Annotated in this window: 16 protein-coding genes and 1 pseudogene; 4 read left to right on the top strand and 13 right to left on the bottom strand. The window is 71.2% G+C overall.

Annotated elements, in window-relative coordinates:
- The 10 genes and pseudogenes from HII36_RS55855 to HII36_RS24150 all read right to left on the bottom strand — a co-directional run.
- Window positions 1-1,393 (bottom strand): annotated as a pseudogene (locus tag HII36_RS55855) (hypothetical protein); the annotation flags it as partial.
- A 61-nt stretch (window positions 1,394-1,454) separates the two neighbouring features.
- Window positions 1,455-1,847 carry a (deoxy)nucleoside triphosphate pyrophosphohydrolase gene (locus HII36_RS24190; RefSeq protein ID WP_173525522.1) on the bottom strand — a complete coding sequence of 131 codons (393 nt, stop codon included), beginning with the start codon at window positions 1,845-1,847 and terminating at the stop codon, window positions 1,455-1,457.
- Window positions 1,848-1,923: 76 nt separating this feature from the next.
- Window positions 1,924-3,018 carry a C40 family peptidase gene (locus HII36_RS24185; protein ID WP_173525521.1) on the bottom strand — a complete coding sequence of 365 codons (1,095 nt, stop codon included), beginning with the start codon at window positions 3,016-3,018 and terminating at the stop codon, window positions 1,924-1,926.
- Complete coding sequence (locus HII36_RS24180) at window positions 3,015-3,647, bottom strand: hypothetical protein (RefSeq protein WP_236003814.1); 633 nt, start codon at window positions 3,645-3,647, stop codon at window positions 3,015-3,017. The genes HII36_RS24185 and HII36_RS24180 overlap by 4 nt, the downstream gene beginning before the upstream one ends.
- Complete coding sequence (locus HII36_RS58010) at window positions 3,647-5,929, bottom strand: type IV secretion system protein (protein ID WP_173525520.1); 2,283 nt, start codon at window positions 5,927-5,929, stop codon at window positions 3,647-3,649. Before HII36_RS58010 ends, HII36_RS24180 begins: the two co-directional genes overlap by 1 nt.
- Entirely contained in the window at window positions 5,926-8,403 is a 2,478-nt protein-coding gene (locus tag HII36_RS24170; protein ID WP_173525519.1) for an ATP-binding protein, read from the bottom strand. Before HII36_RS24170 ends, HII36_RS58010 begins: the two co-directional genes overlap by 4 nt.
- A gap of 47 nt (window positions 8,404-8,450) precedes the next feature.
- On the bottom strand, window positions 8,451-10,952 hold the full coding sequence (locus HII36_RS24165) for a conjugal transfer protein (protein ID WP_173525518.1): 2,502 nt from the start codon (window positions 10,950-10,952) through the stop codon (window positions 8,451-8,453).
- Window positions 10,953-11,006: 54 nt separating this feature from the next.
- Complete coding sequence (locus tag HII36_RS24160) at window positions 11,007-11,270, bottom strand: hypothetical protein (RefSeq protein WP_173525525.1); 264 nt, start codon at window positions 11,268-11,270, stop codon at window positions 11,007-11,009.
- Window positions 11,271-11,333: 63 nt separating this feature from the next.
- Window positions 11,334-12,053 (bottom strand): conjugal transfer protein, encoded by a 720-nt coding sequence (locus HII36_RS24155; protein ID WP_236003813.1) that lies wholly within the window; start codon window positions 12,051-12,053, stop codon window positions 11,334-11,336.
- Window positions 12,054-12,683: 630 nt separating this feature from the next.
- On the bottom strand, window positions 12,684-13,001 hold the full coding sequence (locus HII36_RS24150; protein WP_173525516.1) for a hypothetical protein: 318 nt from the start codon (window positions 12,999-13,001) through the stop codon (window positions 12,684-12,686).
- 139 nt (window positions 13,002-13,140) lie between these two features.
- Between HII36_RS24150 and HII36_RS24145 the strand changes: the two genes are divergently transcribed.
- The gene (locus HII36_RS24145; RefSeq protein WP_173525515.1) at window positions 13,141-13,392 is read left to right on the top strand and encodes a hypothetical protein; all 252 of its coding nucleotides are present in this window, start codon (window positions 13,141-13,143) and stop codon (window positions 13,390-13,392) included.
- 36 nt (window positions 13,393-13,428) lie between these two features.
- Here HII36_RS24145 and ychF read toward each other — a convergent pair whose 3' ends face one another.
- Both ychF and HII36_RS24135 read right to left on the bottom strand, forming a co-directional pair.
- Entirely contained in the window at window positions 13,429-14,505 is a 1,077-nt protein-coding gene (gene ychF / locus HII36_RS24140; RefSeq protein WP_173525514.1) for a redox-regulated ATPase YchF, read from the bottom strand.
- An 11-nt stretch (window positions 14,506-14,516) separates the two neighbouring features.
- Entirely contained in the window at window positions 14,517-15,251 is a 735-nt protein-coding gene (locus tag HII36_RS24135; RefSeq protein WP_173525513.1) for a hypothetical protein, read from the bottom strand.
- Window positions 15,252-15,337: 86 nt separating this feature from the next.
- Between HII36_RS24135 and rmuC the strand changes: the two genes are divergently transcribed.
- Both rmuC and HII36_RS24125 read left to right on the top strand, forming a co-directional pair.
- On the top strand, window positions 15,338-16,603 hold the full coding sequence (gene rmuC / locus HII36_RS24130; RefSeq protein ID WP_328807855.1) for a DNA recombination protein RmuC: 1,266 nt from the start codon (window positions 15,338-15,340) through the stop codon (window positions 16,601-16,603).
- A gap of 19 nt (window positions 16,604-16,622) precedes the next feature.
- Window positions 16,623-17,159 carry a DUF6542 domain-containing protein gene (locus HII36_RS24125; RefSeq protein ID WP_328807854.1) on the top strand — a complete coding sequence of 179 codons (537 nt, stop codon included), beginning with the start codon at window positions 16,623-16,625 and terminating at the stop codon, window positions 17,157-17,159.
- An 18-nt stretch (window positions 17,160-17,177) separates the two neighbouring features.
- On the opposite strand, the gene HII36_RS24120 is transcribed toward HII36_RS24125, so the two are convergent.
- A complete protein-coding gene (locus HII36_RS24120; RefSeq protein ID WP_173525511.1) occupies window positions 17,178-18,143 on the bottom strand; it encodes a 4-hydroxy-3-methylbut-2-enyl diphosphate reductase in 966 nt (321 codons plus the stop codon).
- Between the two features lie 100 nt (window positions 18,144-18,243).
- On the opposite strand from HII36_RS24120, the gene HII36_RS24115 reads away from it, so the two are divergent.
- On the top strand, window positions 18,244-19,008 hold the full coding sequence (locus HII36_RS24115) for a hypothetical protein (protein WP_173525510.1): 765 nt from the start codon (window positions 18,244-18,246) through the stop codon (window positions 19,006-19,008).
- Window positions 19,009-19,040 lie beyond the last annotated feature (32 nt).

The raw sequence follows: 19,040 nt of genomic DNA, 5'->3' as shown, positions 1-19,040 counted from the left end.
GCGCCTGCCCGCCAGCCCGCACCTGCCCGCTAACACCAGGCAGCGCCCCTCGACCACCCATCCCGGCCATTCCGCCTGTGCCCGCCGTTCCGCCAACGCCCGCCTGGGCGCTCCCGCCGGGTAGCACGCCGCGGCCGCCCATCCCCGCCGTTCCGCCAAGGCCCGCATGAGCGCTCACTCCGGGCAGCACGCCGTGGCTGCCGAGCCCCGCCCGACCTCCAGATGCGACGCCGGCATGCCCGCCAACGCCCGCATGCCCGCCAGCGCCAGCCTGCCCGACCACACCCGCCTGCGCCCCTCGCCCGCCCACGCCGGCCTGCCCGTTTGTCCCGGGCAGCGCCGCCCGACCGCCGGGCAGCGCGGCACCCGCGCGCCGTGCCTTGCCGCCCAACCGGCCCACCGCCCGACGCTCCTTGCCCGAGCGCACCCGCACCGCGTGCCCGCTGAACCCGGCGGTCCCGGCAGTGCCAGCAGTCCCGGCAGTGCCGGCGGTCCCGGCGGTACCGACGGTGCCGGCAGTACCGACGGTGCCCGTTGTGCCGGCTGCAGCATCGGTGGCGCTGCCGGGCCCGGTCGCCGGTGGCGTGCCGACACGTGTGCGGGTGGTCTTGCTGACGGTCGTCAACCCCTCACCGGAGCCCCCACGAACCCGGGCCGCCGCGGCCAGGACCACCTCGTCCACCCCTTCGGGCGCGGTGAGCAGCACGTCCACGGCCCGCCTGCCCGACACCTCCCCGAGCGCGCACACCCGCGCCCCGGGCAGCCGTTCCTCGGCGGTGACCGGCCCCACGGCCAGCGCCCGCGCCGCCAACGCCCGAGCAGCCGCATCCGGAGCCGCGGCATCCCGCAGAGAAGCGGCACCCCCCAGAGAAGCGGCACCCGCCTGAGACGCAGCACCCGCCGGAGAAGAGGCACCCGCCAAAGAAGCGGCACCCGCCGGAGAAGAGGCACCCGCCTGAGAAGAGGCACCCGCCAAAGAGGCAGCACCCGTCGAGGAGGCAGCACCTGCCAAAGGAGCGGCGTCCGGTGAAACCGCAGCGGGGGGCGAGGCCGGTTGCGTCGCCGTCCGGCCCGAGCGAGGGGCGCAACTGACCGAGGTGAGCGCCTGCACCGGGCTGGTGGCGACGGCCAGCTTCGCCGCCCGCCCCATCCCGTTCAGCTTCACCCGAAACCGCTGGACGTCCCCCGTCCGCACCCACTTCCCCATGTCACCGCCGGAACCGCCGGAACCGCCGGAACCGCCGGAACCGCCGGAACCGCCGGAGCCTTCGGAACCGCCGGCGCCGTTCCCCAGGCGGTCCAGCACCAGCGAGACCCCGCCCGCCGCCACCGGCACGGAAGGCACCGCCGCCAGGACCAGCGCCCCCGCCACGATCCAACCGCGTCGCTTCACGTCGACTCCCCCACTGCGACAAACTACCCGTAGTAATCGTTATGTCACAGAGAGGAACGAGCTAATCCTGTCGCAGCAGATTCTCCACGGCCTGCATGACCGGCAGGTCGGCCCCCAGCCACGCCACGTCGTAGTACTCCCCTGGCGCCAGCCAGCGCAGCGCCAGGTGCTCCTTGGCCTCCGGCACCCCGGCGCTCACCCGGGCCAGCCAGACGCGCAGCACGTACCCCTCGGACAGCGGCCAGTCGCCGCCGACCCGCGCGCCCACGACGATCTCCACCCCGAGTTCCTCGCGGCACTCGCGCACGAGCGCGTCGAGCTCGCTCTCCCCCGGATCGACCTTGCCGCCTGGAAACTCCCAGCCGCCGGCCAGCGCGGGAGGTTCGGCCCGCTGGGCGGCCAGCACCCGGCCGCCCGGGCCGACGATCACCGCGGCGACCACGACCGTGGTCATGGATGCACTCACCTCATCAGTCCCTCGCGATCACGCATCGTCCCCGCCAGGGCCGCGGCGAAACCCGCCGCGGCCGTCACAGGGCATTCTGCAGCTTCTTGAGCTGATCGAGCACGTCGGGGTGTTGCAGTGGACGCGTGAAGCCCACGATCTTGTCACGCGCCTGGTAGCTGGTGACCTTGATCGGGCCGCACAGCCGGCACCTGGCCTCCAGCATCTTGCCCTTTGACACGACCAGCCCGACATGCCCGGGGTTGTCGGCGCTCGTGCCCGGCCCCGCGTTGAAGAACACCAGGTCTCCCGGCTGTTCCTGGCCCGCTAACACCTTCACGCCGAACGGCCACTGCAGGAACGTGGTACGCGGGATCGACAGCCCCGCCGCCCGGTAGGCGGCGTAGATGACGCCCGAGCAGTCGTAGGCGTCGGGCCCGGTGCCGCCCCACAGGTACGGCTTGCCGCGCTGCGCCAGCGCGTACTCCAGGATCTTGGCCACCACTTCGCTGGGCGCGGCCTCGACCAGCGGCAGATCGCACTCCTCCTGGGCCTGCGGAGGCACCTCGACCGCGCCGGACTTGGCGTACTTCCTGGCGATCTCCTCGACCTGGTCGACGTACCACCAGGCCCGGTTGTAGACGAACAGCGCCTGGCGGACGTTCTCCGGCGCGCCGTTGCGCTTGAGCATCCTGGCCGCGCCGAGGATCGCGTCGGCCGGGTTGTACACGTCGCCGATGCCGTCGCCGTCGCCGTCGGAGGCGTAGCCGTTGAATCGCGAGTCGACGGGGATCTGCGCCTTGCCACCCCAGGTGGAGATCAGGAACTGCATGGGGCCGGCCGCGCCGGCGTAGTTGGTGCCGGTCTTGACGCCGGGCAGGTTCGAGCGTCCGTGGTCGGTCTCGCGCTTGCCGACCGCGGCCAGGATGGTCCACTGCACGCCGATCTTCTTGCCGTGCTTCTGGTAGAGCTCCAGGTAGTCGGCGGGGATGTCGGCGGCGCCCGAGTCGGAGACCTCCTCGGCGCGCGTGCCGGTCTGCGTGCACTCCTCAGGCACCCCGCCGTTGCTGAGGAACGACGGCATGGACGACAGCAGGATCGGCGACATGAGGATGGCCACCAGCAGCAGCACCCCGGTCAGTCCGATGATCAGGGCGAGTTTGGCACGGGAGATGTTCATTGCAGAACGTCTCCGTCCTGCCCCTCACCCGCGGGCTGGATGTCAAAGACCCGCCAGTCGGCGCCGAGCTGGGTGACCGTGACCGCGTACTCCTCGGCCGACTGCCGGTTCCCGCTCTTGGCGAGGATCTGCCGCGTGCCCGCGACCACGAAGACCACCGAGGTCTTGTCGACCTGCCTGATCTCCTTGAGCTTCGCCGCGCCCGTGGACACCAGCTGGTCGCTCTTGTTCTGCTCGACGGTGCCCGCCGAGGTGAGTGTCCTGGTCAGGACGGTGCCCAGCTCGGCCGTGGTGAACGCCTTGACCCGCTCGGCGTAGACGGCCGGGTCCTCGTCGAAGCGGAACGTGCCGTACGCGGCGGTGAACCGTTCGGCCAGGTCGGCCGCCGCGGCCAGCTGCTCCTTGGTCAGGGGCAGGTAGGAGTAGACGTCGAACGGCCCGCTGCTGGCGGTGGCCAGCGGCGTGCTGGACGCGGCGGCGGGGCTGCCGGTCGCGAGCCCCGCCTCCTGCGTGGTCGCCACCGGCTCGTCGGGCGCGCCCATCCAGGTCACGTAGATGCCGACGGCGGCGATGACCACCACGATGACGGCGAAGGCCAATCCGCGCTTGTCGCCCGGCTGCGCCATCATCAGTCCTTGTCAGGGTTGTTCGGTTTGAGCCAGAACGGCACCGACGGGTCGCCGCCGGAGCCGCCGCCGTTCCTGCTGCCGCGCAGCCACAGCGGCGGCGCCTCAGAGCGGCCGTGCTGCTCGTCGGAGCCGGAGGTGAAGATCCGCGGCGTGGAAGACCCGCCGAACAGCCCGCCGCCACCGGACGACGACCGCGCGGGCCCCGACGACCTGGACCCGCCACCGCCACCGCCGCCGAACAGCCCGCCGCCCGAGCCACCGGAGCCGCGCGAACGCGAACCGCCCGAGCGCGAAGCGGACCCGCCGCCGAACCGGGAACCGCGCGAGCCGCCCGACCCGCCGGAGCCCCCGGACGGGCCGCCGGAAGAACCGCCGCGCGAGGCCCAGCCGCCGCCGGAACGCCCGCTGAACCAGCCGCCACCGCCACCGCCGGAACCGCCGCCGGTGCCCCTCGGGGCGGATCCGCCGCCACCGGACATGCGTGCCCCGCCGGCCCCGGCCGTCCCGCGCGTGCGGGTGGGCGCGCCGCCCAGGTTGAGCGGCGGCGCGGTGCCGCGACGCGGTTCGAGCGGCGGCCGGCTCGCCGACCTGCCGCCCTGCTGGTCGGTGTCGAGCGGCGCGGCCGTGGCCGGGATGCGGGCGCCGGACGGCACCACGCCGCCCTCGCCCTCCTCGGCACGGGCCCTGACCTGGGCGACGCCCGCCGCGGTTGCGGCACCCGCCGGAGTGCCCATCTTGGCCGCCCGGAGCATCGGCTCGGCCTTGCGCAGCCCCCAACGGCTGATGCGGCCCTGCGAGACCGGCGGCAGCACGGCCGCGGCCCGTTCGAGCACCGGGGAACTGGCGGCCTCGCCGAGCATCCTGGTGGTCACCGTGTGCCCGCTCATCGAGGCGAACAGGTGCTGGAACGGCCGCCGGTAGAAGAACACCGCGATCGTCAGCAACGCCATGAACAGCACCTGCAGGCCCCATGGCATGGCGGTGGTGATGATCAGCGCGTAGCCGTACACGAGCACGCTCAGCACGAGCGTGAGCACGGCCTGCCTGAGCAGCGTGCCGATCAGCATCTCCACCCAGCGCATGGCGATGATCCGCCCGCTGCCCGGATGGACGCCGAGCAGCAGGAACACCGGCCCGAGTATCAGCAGCAGCAGGAAGCCCACCTTGAGCACCAGCAGCGACACCGCCACCAGGAAGATGAGCAGCCCGGCCACGATGGCCGCGATGAACGCGCCGATGGCCACGCCGAGCCGGTTCGACCAGTCGCGGCCGGAGAAGACCATGTAGCGCGGATCGTTCCTGAGCAGCGTGCCGATCTGGGCGTACTGCTGCTGCCTGGCCGCCACGTCCGGGGCCGGTTGGCCGGGCACGGCCGCGGGCACCGACTGGATCTCCAGCATCCTGCGCCCGAAGTCGCGCACGATGGGCTGCTGCGGGTCGGACGTGCCGAACATGCCGACCAGCCACGGCTTGCACACCAGCGTGGACCAGAGCGCGTCGGCGTTCTGGTCGACGCCCGGCGTGCCGGTCTGTCCGTAGCCGCCGGCCGCCGGTGTGGCGTTCTTGTCGGTGCCCGGCGGGGGCAGGCACGACGCGCCGCCGGCCCCGGGCAGGCCGGAGAAGGCGGAGTTGACCACCTCGGTGGTCTTGTCCGTGACGACCTTGCCCAGGCCGGTGAAGTCACCGGGACGGCTGAAGAACCACACGGCCACGGTGACCGCGAGCACCATCCAGATCACGCCTTCGGCGGTGGTGGTGGCCCGCTTGCGGATCAGGCCGTACCAGGCCAGCCAGATGGCGCCGAGGATCACGATCGGCCGCAGGAACGGCCAGTACATGGCCTCCGACAACCGCTGGACGATGTCGTCCACCACGTTCTTGATGGACTCGAGCGGCCCCTCGCTGGCGGCCGCCTGGTAGGTGGTGATGGTCAGCCTGTCGATGGCCTTGGCGGCGGTGAAGATGCCGTTGGCCCACATGTTGCCGAGCACCGCGACGTAGTCGGAGCAGCCCAGCTCGTGCGTGTGCCAGAACTGGCCGCTCATGCCGAACTGCCCGTAGTTGGTGGTCGGCGCAGGGGCCTGGCCCGCGTTGACCGGGGCCGGGGCCTGCATCATGCCGTCGGTGCCGCCGCCGATCACCTCGGGGGCCAGCGCGCCCGACAGGTCGCACGGGGCCGCCGCGGCGGGGGCCGACAGGCCGCCGATCGCGATGGGCACCACCAGCACGCCGACGACCAGCGCCAGGGCAAGTGCCAGTGATCTGGGTAGCCGGATCTTCATGACCGCACCTCCTGCGCCCTGCCCACGCCCCCCTGAAGATCATCATGCCCGCTGCCGTCGGGTTTGTCGTGTGTCGGATTCGTGTCGAGCCAGCGGAGCAGTTCCTCGGAGATCAGGTCTACTCCCATGCGGCCCGCCCTGCCATCCAGGTCACGGAATACGCATTCACCGTTTCCGAGCGAGCGCAGCACCGCCTTGTGCTCCTCGGACGGCTCCACCCCGAGCAGGGACATGACGTGATCGACTTCCACCCGTTCGGTGGACCTGAACGCGAAGACCGAGGACAGACAGTTGGTCACCTGCTCGTTGAGCAGGTCGCCGGCGTTCTGCGAGACCAGCACGAGCGCGGTGTTGCGCGAGCGGCCCATGCGGCTGACCTCGGGGACCAGCTTGGCGCCCTCGGGTGTGGAGGTGATCGCCCAGGCCTCGTCCAGGAAGATCGCCTTGGGCGCGCGCCGGTCGAGCCCGTTCATCAGCCGGCGCGCGAACTGCGAGACCAGGTAGAGCAGCGCCACCGACAGCCGCTGCTCGTAGGAGTAGTCGTCCCTGGCCGTGGCCACGTCGGGGAGGGTCAGCCCGCCCAGCGTGAACACGGTCGTCCAGCCCTCGCTGTCGATCTGGTCGCCGCCCGACGGGTCGAAGCACAGCCTGGCCAGGTGCATCTCGGACATCGACCGCAGCACCGCGCCCAGGTTCTTCGAGGCCGGGTCCTCCGCCTGCTCCAGGAAGTCGACGACCTTGCCGAGGGAGGGGTCGTCGCCATTCGACACCGCGGCGACGGCCTGGATCATCGCCGACTCGCGCTCCTCCGACATGCGCGGCAGCAGCAGCCGCAGCGTCTCGGTGGCCATGGTCTTCTTGGCCGCGATGTCGTCGCCGAACGAGAACGGGTCGAGCAGCCCGGGCGCGGCCGAGCCGAGCGGGATGATCCTGGCCTTGCGCCCGCGCTTTTCGAGCAGCCGCACCAGCGACTCCGCGTCGCCCTTCGGGTCGATCACCGCGACCGTCACGCCGCGCAGCGCCATCTGGTACATCATCAGCAGCGCCAGCGTGGTCTTGCCGCCGCCGGGCTCGCCGGTGATCGCGATGGCGGTCGGCCGGTTGCGGGTGGCCGCCACCAGCGGGTCGAAGTGCACGATGCTGCGCGCCCTGCCGACGGTCTCGCCGATGTACGGGCCCAGCCAGCCCTCGCTGCCCTCGCCCAGCCGGTCGCCGAGGTCGACCGTGGCCGTGGCCATGCCGCCGGCGATCGTACGCAGCGGCTGCCGCTGGGCGTAGGCGTTGACCCGGACCTTCTCCCCCGGCAGCGCCTCGCAGAACAGCGAGAACTGGTCGCCGGTGGAGTTCACCACGTCGATGCCCATGTCGCGGTAGTGCTCCAGCACCGCCTCGACCCGCTGCACGCAGATCTCCTCGGTCGGGGCCGACACGATCAGCCGGTGCCAGCCGTACACGAAGGGCAGTCGTTCCTTCGTGATGCCGTGTTCGAGCATGCGGGCCGCGTCGATCTGCTCGGCCAGCGCCAGCGGCGCCTCCGCGCCCGCCTCGCGGATGTGGATGTCCATGTCGCGGGCGTGCGCGAGCTTGCGCGCCACGTCCTTCGACGCCTTCACCGGCGGGATCAGCCGCATCCGCGAGGAGACCTCCACCGGGAACGGCAGCTGGTCGGCGAAGTGCAGCCACGGCTCGCCGTCGGGGAACGGCATGAGGTCGGGGAACCTGGCGAACGACAGGTAGGCCACGTAGGAGTCGCCCTGCGGCTGCACGATGCGCAGCAGCGACCTGCCGTTGTGGATCTCGCCCTCGACCAGCGACTCGATCTCGCCCCTGCCCCAGCGCCGCTTCGGGCTCGCCGACGGCGGCGGGTCGCCGAGCGCGCCCGCGGCCGCGTGCTGGAACAACCACGCCACCTCGACGGAGGTGGCGTGCCTGGCGTAGAGGGCGCTGGACGTCAGCGCCCGGCCCAGGCGTTCGGCCTGTTCGGTCCATCGGGTGATCTCGCCGTCGGGGACGTGGTCGTCCTCCATGCCCAGCGATCTCTCGGTCTTCTGGTAGAAGCCGAACAGCTGTGCCAGCACGCCGCTGCCGAGCTGTTTGCCCCTGGCCCCGAGCCGGACGCCGAGATAGACCTCCTTGGTCCAGAAGTCCTTCGCCCAGACGTGCCGGTACATCTCCTCCAGGTAGTCGCGCCAGCCCGGCCCCTCGTCGGAGGTGGCGTTGAGCGCCATCGCCCACTCGGCCGCCGGGTACGTGCGATGCGCCACCCGCAGGTGGACCTCGGCATCGGGCATCCTGATCGCGGCCAGCGCGATCGTGATGTTGGTGGCCAGCGCCTCACGCTCTTCCGGCGTGACGAACTCGTAGCTGACCGTCGGCAGACGGAAGTACGCCCATGCGCAGGTGTCGGTGAGCAGGATGCGGTCGTCGAAATAGCGGACCGCGAGACGCTGGTGCGCTCGGGACGCCCTGCTCATGCCGCCCCCTCGGCGCATGAACGGGCCAGACCTGCTCGCTTGTTCACTTATCGCTCACCGATTCTCGTGCCCGGGGGGTCACTTGCCAGCTCCTCCTCGCTCGGTCGGACCGTCTGTGCGGCGAAGCCCGCGACCACGACTCCCGCGAGGGCGAGGTAGGCCCGCCGCCCGGCCGCGCGCAACTGCCCGGGATCGACGACCTCCGCGCCGTCGGGCGCCAGGTCGTCCTCCCAGGGGACCCTGACGATGGCCCGGCACCTGCCGCTGGCCACCGACTCCGCCTGCTCGACGTCGGCCATCGAGCGCCTGCTCACGCCGTTGACCACCATGACCGCCCGCCTGCGCAGCTCCGCGCAGCCGTGCCCGTCGAGCCACTCGTACGTCATCTGCACCGCCTCCGGCGCCTCCTCGCTGGCCGGTACCACCAGCACGAGCTGGTCGGCGTACGGCAGCACCCGCGCGGCCAGCGCGGCGGCGGGATCGATGACGGCCAGCTTGTAGTGCCGGTCGAGGAGCCGCATGGACTCGCCCAGCCGGTGGTCGGAGAAGAACGAACGATCGGCCAGCCGCCGTTCGGCGTCGGCGTCGGTGTCGGCGCTGATCACTTCGAGACCCGAGGCGGTGCGGGTGGTGTAGCCCCGCATCGTGAGGTAGCCGCTGACCTGGTCGAGCCCGGCCAGCAGCGAGGTGAGCGTCTCAGGGGTCTCCGGCTGGATCTTGCTGGTCAGGGTGTCGCCGCCGGTGTTGGCGTCGACGGCGACGACCCGGTCGTCACGGTAGGTGGCGAAGGTGTGGCCGAGCATCAGCGCGGTCGTGCTCTGCCCGGCGCCGCCGGTGCAGCCGAGCACCACGATCCTGCGGCTGCCGCCGAACACGCCTCTGGCCCTGGCCTCGTCGATCTCGGAGCCGTCGCGCATCCCGCCGCCGCCGACGACCACCTGGGCGATGCGCCGCCAGCCGCCGCCGGGGTCGCGGCCGACGACCGACTCGACCCTGCGTACCCGGGGCTCGCCCGGTCTGGACGGCGGGTGCGTGCCCTGGCGGTCCTGCGCGGCCGGCGCGCCGCGGTCGCGGGCGGCGGGCTCCATCGGCCCCTGCGCGGCGGCCGGGGCCTGGAACTTCCTGGCCCGGCCCGCGTCGCCGGGGTCGGCCTGGCGCGGCTCCTGCCGCCTGGCGGCCGGCTTGGCGTCGGGGTTGAGCGGGGGCCACATGCGCTGGGTCTCCGACAGGACCAGCGCGGGGCCGAGCCGCGGCGGCTGGCCCTTCCGGTGCTGGTCTCTGGCGACCTCGTCGTCGGGGCGCTCGTCGTCGGGCTCCCCCGCGCTCTCCTCGGGTGCGTCGGCGCTGGCCGCGAGCCTGCGCAGGCGGCGCAGCGCCTCGGTGTCGATCGGCTTGCCCGCCGCCCGGTCGTGCCGCTCGCGCGCGGGCGCGCCCTCGTCACTGGGTACGGCACGCAGCCCACCCCGGCGCCGCCCACCGGCTCCCTCACCCTCGGACGCCCGCTCCCCGGCCTCGGCCCCGGACTCCTCGGCGGGCGTCCCAGAGGCGGCCTCGACTTCGGCATCGGCCTCGACATCGGCATCGTGCGCTTCGGCGGGCGTCGGCCCGGGCACCTCACCGGCTTCGAACCCTGCACCCGGTTCACCGGCGGGGGCGGCGACGTCGTCAGACACCTCCGAGAGGCGCTGAGGCAGCGCTGGGAGCGCCTCAGGGCGCGGTCCGGGCACGGAGTCCGGCCGCACCGGCGCCACCGGCTCAGACGGCACAGAAGGCGATGCGGAAGACGATCCGGAAGACGATGCGGGAAGCGGCGACGCGGGAGGCGGCACGGGCGGCGAGGCCGGGGCCCCCGGCAGTTGCTCAGCCGACCGCCGCGCCCTCGGCGGGATCACCGGCGTCCCGGCATCGCGCACCTGCGGATGGGCGGCGGCATCGCGCGCCTGCGGATGGGCGGTCTCGCGTACCTGGGGATTGGGGGTGAGCGCGGGTGCGGCGCCGCGCCTGGACTCCGCGCCCCACCTGGTCGGCGCGGGCTCGGCGACGGGCGCCTGCCTGGCCGCGGCAGCGGCGGCGGCCACGGCGGGACGCACCTGGCGCGGCCCGGCGGGACGCGCGCTCTCGCGCCGGCGCTGCGGCTGCTTGGCCTTGCGCGCCACCTTGGCCTTCGCCTTGACGCGCGGCGCCGAGGCACGCCAGACGCGGCCGGAGAACGTGATGGTCTCGGGCTCGGACATGGGCGCGAGCCGGTACCAGGCCCGCGGCTGCCCGAGATAGCGAAGCTGGGACTCCAGCAGCTCGGTGAGCCGCTTGCCCTCGATGACGGGCCGGGTGGACAACCAGGTCACGATGCCGGGCGGCACCAGGAACAGGACGTGCCACGGCATCGCCACCGGCACCCCGACCAGGATCAGCAGGAGCGACCACGGCACGAACACCCCGACGAACACCCCGATCCAGACGATCGGCAACGGCATCGGCAGGCGAAGGTCGTACAGCTTGTAGAGCCGCTTCTCGATGCGCCAGATGTTCGTGTACGTAGGCAGGTCCACGCGGTCCTCCTCTCCACCCGCTCGTTCATGACCGCCGCGGAGCGGTCTCAACCCTTACTTGATGCCCAGTGCGCCCGCGATCGCCTTCGCCGTCACCTCGATGATGTTGGGAACGTAGAAGATCACTCCGATGGCGACGGCCAGGATCAGGAATTGCACGAATCTCGTGATCTCACGGGTGAAGAGGAAGAACAACGCCACGACGGACACGACGACCAGGAACAACGGGGCGAAGAACGCGCGCAGGAAGTTGGCGAGCCCTCCGGTGTCGATGCCGGTCGGCGTGGGCGTCGGCGTCATCTCGATCAAGGTCAGCATTGCGGTCTTCAAGATCACTTCTTGTCCTTCCGGGGGGTACCGATCAGCAGCGCGGCCGTGCCTCTATCCAACGCGACCGGCGCCGCGGATATCGGCGACATACCACTTGTCGCCCTGCTTTTCGACGGTCAGGTGGTAGGCCTGCACGAGTGTCCCGGCCACCGCGCTGGGGTCGGTGGCGTTCGGGTCGGCAGGCGGTGCCGCACCTGTGGGCACCTCCCACACCACGACCGCCTGGATCTCTCTGGTGGCACCCCCCACAGGCACCACGACTTCCTTGAGCTCCTTGAAGACGAAGGCCCCGCCGAGGCTCTGCACGCTCTTGCCGGGTGCGACGTAGCGCTGCAGGCCCGAGGTCTCGCCCGAGGCGTAGTTCTTGAAGAAGTCGGACAACTGGGTCCTGAGCTCGCCCGCGGCCACGTCGTCCGTCTCGGGCTTGGCCAGGACGGGCAGATCGGCCGGAGCGGGCGCGGGCAGGATCGCCGGACGGCCGGACACCACGAACCGCCTGCCGCCCTCGTCGCCGGAGTAGTAGATCGGCACGGACAGCATGAGCCTGCGGGCGCCCGTCTGGAAGGCCACGCTGATCACGGCGTTCCTGGAGTCGCTCGCCTGAAGGTCGTACGGCTGGATGGCGACGGCCGCCATCTTGCCGAATCCGTCCCACCACATCTGCTGGTCCATGCCCTCGGCCAGGAACGCGGCGAGCTTGCCCGACCTGCTCTGGGCGTCGGTCGGGTTGAAATTCAGATAGACCCCCGCGAACTGGGCGGCGAATGCCATGCCGGGCTCGGCGGGGAATCCGTGATGCGCCTGGACGGCACCCCCATTGGGAGCTGCCGTGTTTTGCTGAGTAAACCTCTCAAATGGTGCACGAACCCCATTGACCACGATAACCAGAATAAGCGCCCAAAGAATGATTCGGCCCGCCCACACCAGCCACCGCCCGCCACCGCCCGCCCAGCCTCCGCGCCGCGGCCTGCGTGGCCGCGGCACGTCGAAGTCGGCCGTTTCAGGGCGTGCGGAAAGCTCGGGGTCGCCAGCGATCCGAGGACCGTGCTGGACGGTAGACCTACGAGCCATCACGCCTCCGCTCGCGCCGATCCCCCCGGCTGGCGCGGTGTCGTCCGTTGCCGATCCCCATCATCCGCGGTGAAGCAGTCACCCTATCCGGTCTCCGCCATTGTTCCAGGAAAGCCACGCCTATGCTGCAGGCATCGCCGCCCTGACGGCAAACCGGACGCGTTGGGCAGGCCGGTGTGCCGATTCCTGTCACTTCCCGGTTGAAACGGCTTTTGACCAGCGCGAACGCCTAAATTCGGGTAGCCCAGCGGCCACGGAATCCTGTCCAAATGAGGCATGGACTTGTCAACGACCTGCGCATTCGGCATGAGTCGTGAGCGGAGGCGCCACTCAGGCGGGTTCCGGTCCACCCTTCGCCCGGCGCCGGCTGCCCAGATCGATCACGCCGGACGACCGGCCGGCGGAGCCCGCCGGCGACACCGCGCGCTCCAGCGAACCCCTGAGGTTCGCGAGCATGGCCGCGGCGTCCTGGTCGCGCAGCCGGGTGCGCATCTCGTTCCGCTCGTCCACCTTCCTGCGCAGGTAGTCCTCGCGGTCGACGCGCAGACCGTACATGAGCTCCACTCTGAGCAGGGCGAGCTCCTCCTCCAAGCTGATGCCCGCGAGCGTCGGCACAGGACGTCGCTTCCGGATGATACGGCGGATCATGGGCCCTCCCGATTCAGCGTCGAACGCCGTGACGATTCGACGCGCGGTGGCCCAAAGTGGTTGACGCGTCAGTTGTCCCTCGATCAAACGTCAACCAAGGATGACGGACGATCGGAGCCCCCGGTGGAAGAATCGGGACATGCCTCACTTCCAACGGCTCACGATCGAGGAAGCGCGCAACCTGACCCGCGACGAGCTCCTGCCGCGCATCGAGGAGGAGCAGAAATACTGGTACAGCCGCATACACAACTGCGAGATGAAGGCCGGCGACGACGCCGCTTTCAGGACCTTCAACGAGATCATGCACACGGTGATCGACGCCGTGGCCGACGGCAGACCCACCGACCAGGGCTACTACACGCAGACGCTCGCCGAGCGCGGCGAGCTGTGACACCCGCCCCCCGGGCCGGACGCTGGATCACACAGATCAGACGTTGAAGCGGAACTCCACCACGTCGCCGTCGCGCATGACGTAGTCCTTGCCCTCGATGCGGGCCTTGCCCGCGGAACGCGCGCTGGCGATCGAGCCGGCCTCCGTCAGGTCGTCGAAGGAGACGACCTCGGCCTTGATGAAGCCGCGCTGGAAGTCGGTGTGGATCACGCCGGCCGCCTCGGGCGCGGTGGCGCCCTTGCGGATCGTCCAGGCCCTGGTCTCCTTCGGCCCCGCCGTCAGGTACGTCTGCAGGCCGAGCGTCTCGAAACCGACCCTGGCCAGCTGCGACAGGCCCGACTCCGCCTGGCCGACCGACTGCAGCAGCTCCAGCGCCTCCTCGTCGTCGAGCTCGACCAGCTCGGACTCGATCTTGGCGTCGAGGAAGACGGCCTCGGCCGGGGCCACCAGCGCGGAGAGCTGCTCCCTGAGCGCGGTGTCGACCAGCTCGTCGGCGTCGAGGTTGAAGACGTACAGGAACGGCTTGGCGGTCAGCAGGTGCAGGTCGCGCAGCTCTTCGCGGTCGAGACCGCTCTCGAAGATGGTCTTGCCCGTCTCCAGGACGGCCAGCGCGGCCTCGGCGGCCTCCAGCGCGGCCTTCTTGTCCTTGTTGTTGCGCGCCTCCTTCTGCAGGCGCGGCACGGCCTTCTCGACCGTCTGGAGGTCGGCCATGATCAGCTCGGTGTTGATCGTCTCGATGTCGCGCTTGGGAGAGATCTCACCGTCGACGTGCGTGACGTCGGGGTCGCCGAAGACGCGGATCACCTGGCAGATGGCGTCGGTGTCGCGGATGTTGGCGAGGAACTGGTTGCCCCTGCCCTGCCCTTCCGAGGCGCCCTTGACCAGGCCCGCGATGTCGACGAACTCGACCTTGGCGGGCAGGATGCGCGCCGAGCCGAAGATCTCGGCCAGCTTGGGCAGGCGGTCGTCGGGCACGCCCACGATGCCCACGTTGGGCTCGATGGTGGCGAACGGGTAGTTCGCCGCGAGGGCGTTGCCGGTCTTGGTCAGCGCGTTGAACAGCGTGGACTTGCCGACGTTGGGCAGACCGACGATGCCGATGGAAAGACTCACGGGCAGTGAGTTTACTTGCTCTCCAGGCGCAGGCAGGTCACCGGACGGCGGGCCGTCCTGGCCTCCAGGTAGCGGTCGGAGTCGCGGGGGCAGCCGGCCGGCCCGGCCTCGAACGACAGCACGCGCGCCCAGGCGCGGGGCGAGCCGCAGGCGACCCTGGCGACCTGGGATCTGGGGATCACGTCGCGGGCCGGCTCGGCGACGCAGTCGCCTTCCGCGAGCACCTGGCCGCCGGGGCCGAGGCAGATCGTGTCCCGGCCGGCGCCTGGCCGCCCGGAGAGTGTGTCGAGGGTGCTGGGCGGGCAGGCGGCCGGGTCGCCGGTGATCGCGATCGCGCGGCCGTACCAGCCGGGGCCGGAGCAGGGCCGCTCGCGGCCGTCGAGGGTGACGCAGTCGCCCGCCCTGAGCAGGCCGCCGCCGCCTCCCGGCGCGCCGGGGTGCGGGTCGATGAAGTTGCGCACGCACGCCGTTCGGCCGCGGCCGACGCGCAGCACGTCGTCGGTGTCGTCCGGGCAGTCGCCGCGACCCGGCGGGTCGGGCGCGATGGCGACCACCTCCGACCGGCCGCCGTTGCACGGGGTCAGCGCGTAGTCGCCGGTCACGCAGGCGCCGGGCGACCAGAGCAGGGTCGGCGCCGGCAGCCGGCCCGCCGGCTGGTTCGAGCCCGCGATGACGGCTCCGGCCAGCGCGATCCCGCCCACGGCCACCGCCGCGGCGATGCCGGCCAGACGCTGAACGGTGAGCATGCGAATACTCTGGGTGACGGTACGGATGTGGCGCAAGCGGAATGCTCAAGCGTGTCGGGGCGATCCGGGCCCGATGTCCTGCAATCATCGATGGAGTGGATGTCGTGTCGCTTCTCATCGGGCTCGCCGTCGGGCTGGTCATCGGTTTCCTGGTGGCCAGGACGCGCGCGGCGGTGCGGGTGGCCGAGTCCGACGCGCGGGCCAAATCCGCCGCGGAGAAGCTCGTCTACGTCGAGGAGCAGCTCGCAGAACGCTTCCAGGCCCTGTCCACGCGCGCGCTCGACGTCAACAACGTGCGCTTTCTCGAACTGGCCGAGACCAGGCTGGCGGCCAGCAGGGCCGAGGCGAGCGGCGATCTCGACCAGCGCAGGCAGGCGGTCGAGCACCTGGTCGAGCCGTTGAAGGACGCGCTGGCCCGGGTCGAGGCCCAGTTGCGCGACACCGAGTCCGGCCAGCGGGCGGCCAGGGCCGAGCTGGCCAAGCAGATGGAGTTCGTCCGCCAGAGCAACGAGCAGCTGCGCACCCAGACCAACTCGCTGGTGCGCGCGCTGCAGCGGCCCGAGGCGCGCGGCCGCTGGGGCGAGCTGCAACTGCGCAGGGTGGCGGAGATCGCCGGGATGCAGCGCTTCTGCGACTTCGACGAGCAGGTCACCGAGGGCTCCATGCGGCCCGACATGGTGGTGCGCCTGGCCGGCGGCAAGAACATCGTGGTCGACTCCAAGGTCTCGCTGGCGGCCTACCTGGAGGCGGCGGAGGCCGGTGACGAGTCGCTGGCCACGGTCCGGCTCGACGCCCACGCCAGGCACGTGCGCGAGCACATCGACCGGCTGGCGGCCAAGGCGTACTGGCAGGGGTTCAACCCGTCGCCCGAGTTCGTGGTGCTGTTCATCCCGGGCGAGGCGTTCCTGGCGCCGGCGCTGGAGCGCGATCCCGGGCTGCTGGAGTACGCGATGACCCGCCGGGTGCACATCGCCACCCCGACCACGCTGATCACGATGCTGCGCACCGCGCACTACGCCTGGCAGCAGGCCGCGCTCAGCGAGAACGCGCGTGCGGTGTTCGAGCTGGGCAAGGAGCTGTACGAGCGGCTGTCGTCGCTGGGCAGGAACGTGGAATCACTGGGCAGGGCGCTGACGCGGGCGGTGGAGGCGTACAACAAGTCGGTCGGATCGCTCGAAAGCCGCGTTCTGGTCACCGCACGCAAACTTCACGACCTGGGCGTGGTGGACGGCGAACTCGACTCTCCGGAGATGCTCGAAGGGCTGCCCAGGCCGCTGGCCTCCCCTGAACTGCTCGAAACCACGTCTCTGATTTCGCACTCGAACGGTAAGTTGGCCAACGGGTCACCGTAAATGGGCTCAGGGAAGAGCGGTGGCGCAGCGAATGGGGGCGGGGGCAGTGGGTGAGAAGGCCAGGCGTTCTGCGGTCAAGCTGACCTCCCGCGGCGCCATCGCGCTCGCCCTGGTCGCCACCCTGGCCGGCTACATCGCCGCCGACCTGCTCGACATACCGCAGCTCGTGGGCGCCGCTTTCGTGATCTCCAGCCTGCTCGGCGCGCTCCTGGTCAACCGGCGCGAGCTGCTGTCGCTGGTGGTGACCCCGCCGCTGGTGTTCTTCGGCGCGACCCTGTTCGTGGAGATCGGGCGGGCGTTCGGCTCGGTGTCGATCCTGCAGTCGCTCGCGCTCGGCCTGTACAGCTCGCTGTCGAGCGGCGCGCCCTGGCTGTTCGCCGGCTCGGCCGTGGTGCTGGCCGTCGCGCTGCGGCGCGGGCTTCGCGACAACGTCCGCGACCTGCGGCAGGAGCTGCGGGCGGGCGCGGAGGTGCCGCGCCCGCGCCAGCCGTTCGTGCCCGAGCCCGAGGGCTACTTCGAGCCCAAGGTGTACGGCACCCCGCGCGGCGAGGACTAGCCCCCGAAGGGGGCCGTCTCAGGAGGCGCGCAGGTCCTTGCGCAGCTCGTGGGGCAGGGCGAAGCGCATGCTCTCCGGCACCGACTCGACCTCGCGCACGTCGCCGAACCCGCGCTCGGCCAGGTGCGCGAGCACCCCGTCGACCAGCTCTTCCGGCACCGACGCGCCGCTGGTCAGCCCGACCGTGGTCACGCCGTCGAGCCACTCGTCGCGGATGAACGAGGCGTTGTCGACCAGGTACGACGCCTGAGCCCCGTAGTCCTTAGCCACCTCGACCAGGCGCTTGGAGTTGGAGGAGTTCTCCGAGCCGACCACGATGACCAGCTCGGACTCGGCGGCGATCTCCTTCACCGCGACCTGGCGGTTCTGCGTGGCGTAGCAGATGTCGTCGCTGGGCGGGTCGATCAGCGTGGGGAAGCGCTCCTTGAGCCTGGCGACGGTCTCGGTGGTCTCGTCGACCGAGAGGGTGGTCTGCGACAGCCACACCAGCTTGCTCGGGTCCTTCACGCGCACCCGGTCGACCGAGTCGAGCCCGTCGACGAGCTGGATGTGGTCGGGCGCCTCACCGGCCGTGCCCTCCACCTCTTCGTGGCCTTCGTGCCCGATGAGCAGGATGTCGTAGTCCTGATTCGCGAATCTCTTCGCCTCGTTGTGCACCTTGGTGACCAGCGGGCAGGTAGCGTCGACGGTGCGCAACCCGCGCTGCTTCGCCTCGCTGTGCACGGCGGGCGAGACACCGTGGGCGGAGAAGACCACGATCTCCCCCTCCGGCACCTCTTCGGTCTCCTCGACGAAGATGGCGCCCTTGGCCTCGAGGGTCTTGACCACATGGGTGTTGTGCACGATCTGCTTGCGCACGTAGATCGGCGCACCATACTGCTCCAGGGCCTTCTCGACCGCTACCACGGCTCGATCGACTCCGGCACAGTAGCCGCGTGGCTTGGCTACGAGGACTCGGCGGGAAGTAGGGGTCTGGGGCTCCATACTTCTTATGCTACGTGGAGCGACCAACAGGCCCGCGCGTGCGTGGTTGTCCGCGGTTTGCCAGACTGGCCGTCCAATACAGACCTCCCAGGGAGACGTCATGTCCCTCAGCGACGTGATACGCAACATCACCAAAACCGTCACCAACAAGGACGAGTTCAAGGAGAAGGCCAAAGACCTTCCGCTCCTCGTGATCCAGACCACACTCAACGCGGCGGGTCAGGCGCTGCTGCTGGTGGACCGGGTGAAGAACTCGATCAAGGGCCTGGGCTCGAAGGAGGAGGAGCGCGAGGAGGGTCACGACTCGCGTCCGATCGCCGCCGAGCAGGTGGCCGCGCCCGCCGAGCCCGCCAAGGACACCAAGACCGCCAAGGCCGCCAAGGACGACGAGGCCGCCGAGGAGGAGAAGCCGGCCCGCAGGGAGCCGGTCATCTTCGCGCCGCGCCCCAGCGGCGCCGAGCCGAACGGCGTCGCCAAGACCAAGCCCGACCCGGTCATCTTCACGCCGGCGAGCAAGCCCGAGCCTGCCGCGCCCGCCGAGACCCCTGAGCCGGCCAAGGCCGCCGAGCCCGTCAAGGTCGCCGAGCCGGCCGTCGCCGCCGAGCCGGTCAAGGCCGCTGAGCCTGCCGCCGCCGCTGAGCCCGTCAAGGCCGCCGAGCCCGTCGCCGTCGCGGTGGCGACCGAGCTGGAGGAGCCGCTGCCGGGCTACGCCGGCCTGACCGTCGCCTCGCTGCGCGCCAGGATGCGCGGCAAGAGCGAGGAGCAGATCGCCGCCCTGCTGGCCTACGAGCAGGCCACCACGGCCCGCCCCGAGGTCGTGCGCATGTTCGAGAACCGGCTGGCCAAGCTGCGCGCCGGGGAGTAGCCCCGCCGAACGGTCGCCCCAAGACCGTAGTC

It is taken from the genome of Nonomuraea antri (assembly GCF_013283785.1).
Classification (GTDB): Bacteria; Actinomycetota; Actinomycetes; order Streptosporangiales; family Streptosporangiaceae; genus Nonomuraea; species Nonomuraea antri.
This window is presented reverse-complemented; position numbering and strand designations above follow the sequence as displayed.